This window comes from Streptomyces sp. WELS2 (genome assembly GCF_013870595.1).
Taxonomy (GTDB): Bacteria; Actinomycetota; Actinomycetes; order Streptomycetales; family Streptomycetaceae; genus Streptomyces.
Window position 1 is genome coordinate 1 of the sequence record NZ_JACBWZ010000480.1, and the last position, 4,825, is coordinate 4,825.

The window sequence follows — 4,825 nt, forward strand, 5'->3', positions numbered from 1 at the left end:
CGGCACCCCGGCCAAGCCCGGCAAGCCCAAGCCCAAGCCCAAGCCCAAGCCCAAGCCCGACAAGCCGAAGGCCACTCCGTCCCGCACCGCAAGCCCTTCTGCGTCCCCCTCCCGTACGCCCCAGCCCCCGGCCCCGGCCCCCTCCTCCCCCGCGGACACCGTGGCGCGGGAGGCCGCCGTCGAGGCGGAGGTGCTGAAGCTGGTCAACGACGAGCGGGCGAAGTCCGGGCTCGGCGCGCTCGCGGCGAACTCCGCGCTGACCGGACTGGCCGAGGCGTTCAGCGACGACATGGCCGCGCGGGGCTTCTTCGCGCACACCGACCCGGACGGCAGGTCGCCGTGGGACCGGGCGGCGAAGGCCGGGATCACCGGTCTCGGCGCGGAGAACATCGGCCGCGGCCAGGCGGACGCGGCGGCCGTGCTGGCGGCCTGGATGGACAGCCCCGAGAATCGGGCCAACATCCTGAACCCCGGCTTCACGACCGTCGGCGCCGGTGTCCACCTCGGTCCGGGCGGCCCCTGGTGGACCCTGGAGTTCGGGAGCTGAGCCGGCCGGCCGGGGGCGCTGGGGTTCGGTAGCCGAGCCGGCCGGCTCCGGTACACCGGCCGGGCCGTCCGGGTTACGCCGCCGCCTGCCCCAGGGCGAAGACCCTCGCCGTCTGCGCCACCCGGCGGCCGAGGTGCTCGGCGGTGGCGATGTCGGCCTTGTGGACGCCCTCGGGGCCCTGGTCGTTGTCGGACTGGGCGGCGGCGCCGGCGAAGAAGCCGAGGCGGTTGAGGTCGTTCTCGGAGGCGGTGCTGCTGTTCCAGCCGGGGAGCAGACCGAGGCTGACCCAGTGCATGCCGTGCTGGGCGGCCAGCGTCTGGAAGAACTGGAGGGTGTGCAGCTTGTCGCCGCTCTTGGACGCCGAGTTGGTGAAGCCGGCGGCCAGCTTGTCCTGCCAGTCCCGGCCGGACCAGCGCCGGGCGGTGGCCTCGGCGAAGACGTGGAAGGCGCCGGAGGCGGTGCCCATGTAGGTGGGCGAGCCGAAGACGATCGCGTCCGAGCGGTCCAGCGTCTCCCACTGGGCGTCGGTGATCTCGTCCACCTTGATCAGGTGCGTCTCGGCCCCGGCGTCGGCGGCACCGGCGCCGACGGCCTCGGCGAGGACGGCGGTGTGGCCGAAGCCGGAGTGGTAGGCGATGGACACCACGGGCGTGGTCATGGGGACTCCTCAAAAAGGGCAGCGGGATACGGCGCGCTCGGACTGGAGCGCGATCCGTCTGCGGTAACCAAAGGAAAGCACTAACCATAAGTTAGTGCAACCTCGCGGTAAGCGCTGCGTGGGCGTACCCTTGGGGTATGACGGCCACCCCCCAGGACCACGACGACCTCGCGTACAACGTCTTCGCCAAGGCCTGCCCGTCGCGCGGCACGCTGGAGCACGTCACGGGCCGCTGGGGCGGGCTGACGCTCGGCGCGCTCCACGAGGGGTCCCTGCGCTTCAACGAGCTGCGCCGGCGCGTCGACGGGGTGAGCGAGAAGATGCTGTCCCAGACCCTGCACGCGCTGGAGCGGGACGGCCTGGTGCACCGCGAGGCGCAGCCGACGAACCCGCCGCGCGTGGACTACGAGCTGACACCGCTGGGCCGCCGGGTCGCCGAGCGGCTGCTGGCGCTCATCCACTGTGTGGAGGGCGCGATGGACGACGTCCTCGCGGCCCGGGCGCGCTACGACGAGACGCGCGGCGCCCTCTGACACCTGGGGCAGAAGTAGCTGGACCGGTTCATCCAGGGGCGGCGCCGCATGGGGGTGCCGCACCGCTTGCACGGCAGTCCCTCACGGCCGTACGCGTCCAGGGACCGGTCGAAGTAGCCCGACTCGCCGTTGACGTTGACGTACAGGCTGTCGAAGCTGGTGCCGCCGACGGCGAGGGCCGCGTTCATCACATCGCGTACGTGGCCGAGGAGTTCGGCGGTGACGGGGCGGGTGAAGTTCGCCGTCGGGCGTTCGTAGTGGATACGGGCGCGCCACAGGGCCTCGTCCGCGTAGATGTTGCCGACGCCGCTGATCAGCGACTGGTCCAGCAGCGCCCGCTTGATGGTGGTCCGCTTGCGGCGCAGCGCCCGATGGAAGGCCTCGTCGTCGAAGAGCGGGTCCAGCGGGTCGCGGGCGATGTGCGCGATGACGTCGGGCAGGCCGTCCGCGGTGTTGTCGTGCAGCGACAGCCCGCCGAAGGTGCGCTGGTCCACGAAGCGGAGTTCGGTGCCGAGCCGGTCGGCGAACCGGATCCGGATGCGCAGGTGCTTCTCGTCCGGCGCGTCGTGGGGCTGCACCAGCAGCTGCCCGCTCATGCCGAGGTGGGCGAGGACGGACTGGCCGGTCTCCTCCAGCGGCAGCCACAGGTACTTGCCGCGCCGGCGGGGCGTGCCGATGTGGTGGCCCTTGAGCCGGTGCGCGAAGTCGTCGGGGCCGGCGAGGTGCCGGCGGACGGCGCGTGGGTGCAGCACCTCGGTGTCGGCGACGGTCCGGTGGGCGACCCAGCGCTCCAGGCCGCGCCGGACGACCTCGACCTCGGGCAACTCGGGCATCGGAACCCCCCGTGAGAACCGTACGGACCGGTGGACGGTACGAGCGCCCGCGCCGGCGGGGCCGGGCGGGCGCTCGGGTGCTGCCTTCGTCAGGCGGTGGCGGAGGACGCGCCGGCGTCCTCGACGGACGTCCCGGCCGCCTCGACGGCTTCGTCGGCCGTCTCGCGGACGGGCTCCCCGACCGCCTCGGCGGCGGCTTCGTCGGCCGTCTCGCGGACGGGCTCCTCGGCCGCTTCCTTGGCCGCCTTGGCGCGTTCGTCCGCGGCGGCACGGATGGACCGCCAGGCGGACTCGGCGGCCTGCTGCTCCGCCTCCTTCTTGCTGCGGCCGGTGCCGGTGCCGTACGAGACGCCTCCGACGCGGGCGGCAGCAGTGAAGGTCTTCTCGTGGTCGGGGCCGGTCTCCGTGACCAGGTACTCGGGCACGCCGAGCCCCTCGATCGCGGTCAGCTCCTGGAGGGAGGTCTTCCAGTCCAGGCCGGCTCCGAGGTTGGAGGACTTCTCGATCAGCGGGTCGAACAGGCGGTGCACCAGTTCGGAGGCCGCGTCGAGGCCCTGGTCGAGATAGACCGCACCGATCACCGCTTCGAGGGTGTCGGCGAGGATGGACGCCTTGTCCCGGCCGCCCGTGCCCTCTTCACCCCGGCCGAGCCGGATGAAGGCGCCCAGGTCCAGGCCGCGGCCGACCTCCGCCAGCGCACGCGAGTTGACCACCGCGGCCCGCAACTTGGCCAGCTGGCCTTCGGGCAGGTCGGGGTGGGTGCGGTACAGCGTGTCCGTGACGACGAGGCCGAGCACGGAGTCCCCGAGGAACTCCAGCCGCTCGTTCGTCGGCAGACCGCCGTTCTCGTACGCGTAGGAACGGTGGGTCAGCGCTCGCACCAGAAGGGCGGACTCGACCTGGTAGCCGAGCCGCCCTTCCAGAAGCGTGTGGGACGAGGCCTGCGGACTACCCCCGCGCTGGCGGGGACTAGCTGCTTTCGCGTCAGTCATCGGGCCTCTCACCAGCCACTCAGACTTCGAGGACCTGGCGCTTGTTGTAGGTGCCGCAAGACGGGCACGCGATGTGCTGCTGCTTGGGCTCGTGGCAGCGCTCGCACGCAACCAGGGTGGGGACCGCAGCCTTCCACTGCGACCGGCGGTGGCGCGTGTTGCTGCGCGACATCTTCCGCTTCGGAACAGCCACGGCTACTTCTCCTGCTTCTCGTCGACGCCCGCTTCGGCGCCGCTCATCTCGTCCTTCTCGCCGTCCGTCATGGTGCCGGCGAGTCCCTGCAAAGCCGCCCAACGGATGTCGACGGCGTCATGGTGGTGGTCCGGGTCGTCCGCGAGCCGCACTCCGCATTCGGAGCACAGACCCGGGCAGTCGTCCTGGCACACCGGCTGCATCGGCAGTGCGAGCACCACCGCATCGCGCAGCAGAGGTTCGAGGTCGATCAGACCGTCCTCGACAAAGAACCTGTCCTCGTCGTCCTCGGCGTCGTCGCCCGGTTCCGCGATCACACGGCCCCGGTCGTCGGCGTCAGGGTACGAGAACATCTCCTGGAAGTCCGCTTCGAGCTCCAGCCCGACCGGCTCCAGACACCTTACGCACTCCCCCTCGGCCGTTGCACGGGCGGTGCCTGTGACAAGCACCCCTTCCATGACCGACTCGAGGCGGAGGTCGAGCTCCATCGGGCTGCCTTCCGGCACTCCGATGACTCCCTGGATGCCGAGATCCCGGGGAGCGTCGATCTCACGGGTCAGGCGCTGCAGCGCGCCAGGACGCCGGCCCAGCTCGTGCGTGTCGATCACGAGGGGGTTGCGGTGGTCGAGGCGGGCGTTGGGAGCCATTCCTGCTTTCGATCTGCGAACTCGAAGGGACGCGGCCCGGCGGTGTCCCCGGGCAGCGGTGATCGCGGGCATGCGCGACCGAACAGCCAGGATACTGGACCTTTCGCTCAGCGCCCAATCCGGTCCCGGCTACAGGCCCCGGCCCTGCTCGTACGCCCGCAGTTGCTCCGCGCTGATCATGCTGGTGTCGAAGAGGCTGGTCTCGTCCAGGGCGTAGCCCTGCTGGGGCTGGGCGTGCGGGGACTGGTGGTCCTGCTGGGGCTGATGGGCCTGCGCGGGCTGGTGGGTCTGCTGGGGCTGGTGGGTCTGCTGGGTGCCGTAGCCCTGGTAGCCGTAGGGGTCGGCCTGTCCGTAGCCGTACGGGTCCTGGGCCGGCGGGTACTCCGGCTGCTGCGGGAAGCCCGTGTACGGGTCCGGCTGCC

General features: G+C 71.6%; 7 protein-coding genes and 1 pseudogene. 2 read left to right on the forward strand and 6 right to left on the reverse strand.

Features of this window, described 5'->3' with window-relative positions; translation table 11 throughout:
* The coding region (locus H5J33_RS23675; protein WP_181796918.1) for a CAP domain-containing protein at nt 1–547 on the forward strand (547 nt) is incomplete at its 5' end.
* 73 nt (nt 548–620) lie between these two features.
* Here H5J33_RS23675 and H5J33_RS23680 read toward each other — a convergent pair.
* Nucleotides 621–1,205 (reverse strand): flavodoxin family protein, encoded by a 585-nt coding sequence (locus H5J33_RS23680; RefSeq protein WP_181796919.1) that lies wholly within the window; start codon nt 1,203–1,205, stop codon nt 621–623.
* A gap of 137 nt (nt 1,206–1,342) precedes the next feature.
* Here H5J33_RS23680 and H5J33_RS23685 point away from each other — a divergent pair, with 137 nt between their 5' ends.
* Complete coding sequence (locus tag H5J33_RS23685; protein ID WP_181796920.1) at nt 1,343–1,738, forward strand: helix-turn-helix domain-containing protein; 396 nt, start codon at nt 1,343–1,345, stop codon at nt 1,736–1,738.
* Here the strand turns inward: H5J33_RS23685 and mutM are convergent.
* The 5 genes and pseudogenes from mutM to H5J33_RS23710 form a co-directional block, all read right to left on the reverse strand.
* Nucleotides 1,711–2,571 carry a bifunctional DNA-formamidopyrimidine glycosylase/DNA-(apurinic or apyrimidinic site) lyase gene (gene mutM / locus H5J33_RS23690; RefSeq protein ID WP_181796921.1) on the reverse strand — a complete coding sequence of 287 codons (861 nt, stop codon included), beginning with the start codon at nt 2,569–2,571 and terminating at the stop codon, nt 1,711–1,713. The genes H5J33_RS23685 and mutM overlap by 28 nt on opposite strands.
* A gap of 89 nt (nt 2,572–2,660) precedes the next feature.
* Entirely contained in the window at nt 2,661–3,563 is a 903-nt protein-coding gene (rnc, locus tag H5J33_RS23695) for a ribonuclease III (protein WP_181796922.1), read from the reverse strand.
* A gap of 19 nt (nt 3,564–3,582) precedes the next feature.
* The gene (gene rpmF / locus H5J33_RS23700; RefSeq protein WP_003951102.1) at nt 3,583–3,756 is read right to left on the reverse strand and encodes a 50S ribosomal protein L32; all 174 of its coding nucleotides are present in this window, start codon (nt 3,754–3,756) and stop codon (nt 3,583–3,585) included.
* Between the two features lie 2 nt (nt 3,757–3,758).
* Entirely contained in the window at nt 3,759–4,403 is a 645-nt protein-coding gene (locus H5J33_RS23705) for a DUF177 domain-containing protein (protein ID WP_181796923.1), read from the reverse strand.
* Between the two features lie 129 nt (nt 4,404–4,532).
* A pseudogene (locus H5J33_RS23710) lies at nt 4,533–4,825 on the reverse strand (cell division initiation protein); the annotation flags it as partial.

What these genes read in the sequence shown, in the direction of transcription:
- rnc (WP_181796922.1), bottom strand. Translation starts at nt 3,563, where the DNA reads ATGACTGACGCGAAAGCAGCTAGTCCCCGCCAGCGCGGGGGTAGTCCG.
- mutM (WP_181796921.1), bottom strand. Translation starts at nt 2,571, where the DNA reads ATGCCCGAGTTGCCCGAGGTCGAGGTCGTCCGGCGCGGCCTGGAGCGC.
- H5J33_RS23685 (WP_181796920.1), top strand. Translation starts at nt 1,343, where the DNA reads ATGACGGCCACCCCCCAGGACCACGACGACCTCGCGTACAACGTCTTC.
- H5J33_RS23705 (WP_181796923.1), bottom strand. Translation starts at nt 4,403, where the DNA reads ATGGCTCCCAACGCCCGCCTCGACCACCGCAACCCCCTCGTGATCGAC.
- H5J33_RS23680 (WP_181796919.1), bottom strand. Translation starts at nt 1,205, where the DNA reads ATGACCACGCCCGTGGTGTCCATCGCCTACCACTCCGGCTTCGGCCAC.